This is a genomic window from Arthrobacter sp. B0427-1-12, assembly GCF_059092905.1.
Map to the genome: position 1 here is coordinate 1 of NZ_JBNHIC010000154.1, position 1240 is coordinate 1240.

Sequence of the window (1240 nt, forward strand, 5' to 3'; positions counted from 1 at the left end):
CCATCCGGGTGGACGGCGGACTCGTGTGGTCGGCATGACCACCGCTCGGGGCGACAACCAGCAATACAGCAGAATCTGATTCATCACAACCACTACCAGGAGGCAACTGATCATGCGATTCGGCGTATTCATCTCACCCGTCCACGAACCCACCGACGACCCGACTCTCTCGATTGAGCGTGACCTGCAGCTAGTCGAGGATCTCGACCGGCTCGGCTACGACGAGGTCTGGATGGGCGAGCACCACTCGACCGGTTGGGAGATCGTGGAATCGCCCGAGGTGTTCCTCGCAGCGGCGGCTCAACGCACCAGCAGGATCATGCTGGGCAGCGGTGTCGTCAGCCTGCCCAACCACAACCCGTTCAACTCGCTCACGCGCATGATCCTGGTCGATCACCTCTCGCGAGGTCGTGCGATCTTCGGCATCGGCCCGGGGTCGCTGGCGGCCGATACGATAACCTTCGGCAACGAACCTGGCGACACTCGTGACTTCCTCCTTGAGGGTGCTGGAGTTATCCAGCGACTGTTGGCCGGGGAATCGGTCACAAGCTACTCGTCCTGGTTCAAGCTCAACGACGCGCGGTTACAGATGTTTCCCTATCGCGGCCGCTCGATCGAAATGGCCGTCACCGCCGCAGTTTCGGCCTCGGGGCCGCGGACCGCGGGCCAAATGGGCGCCTCGATGCTGTCGCTGGCCGCCACGCAAGGTCCCGCCACGGAACTCCTCGCGCGACACTGGGAGATCTACAGCGACGAGTCCGAGAAAGCCGGGCACGTGCCCAACCGCGACACGTGGAGGCTGCTGGGCCCGATGTTTATCGCACCGACGCGCGACGAAGCCATCGCGGCCGTCACTCCCGGCCTGGATGCTTGGGTCTACTACATGCAGAACCTCAGCACACTGCCGTTCGCCGTGGACGGGAACGCCTCGACGCGCGACAAGATCGATCTGATTATCGAGTCCGGCCTGGCGGTCATCGGTACGCCCGATGACGCGGTTGCCCAGATTCGGCGGCTCGAGGAGGCGTCCGGTGGCTTTGGTACCTACCTCTTCTGGGCTAACGACTGGGCCTCGCCGGCTGACACGCTTCGCTCCTACGAGCTGTTCGCACGACAGGTGGCACCGCAGTTCCAAGGCCAGCTCGACGGGCTTAGGCGTGCTCAGGACCGGGCGTTTGCCAGCCAGAAAGAGGACAAGGAGACCGACGCGCGGATCAGGGCGAAGGCGACGGCGGAGTAC

Annotated in this window: 1 protein-coding gene; it reads left to right on the top strand. The window is 63.9% G+C overall.

Annotated features, from left to right (window positions below; genetic code table 11):
* Positions 1-112 precede the first annotated feature (112 nt).
* The coding region (locus AC5RWU_RS24285) for an LLM class flavin-dependent oxidoreductase (RefSeq protein WP_493986729.1) at positions 113-1240 on the top strand (1128 nt) is incomplete at its 3' end.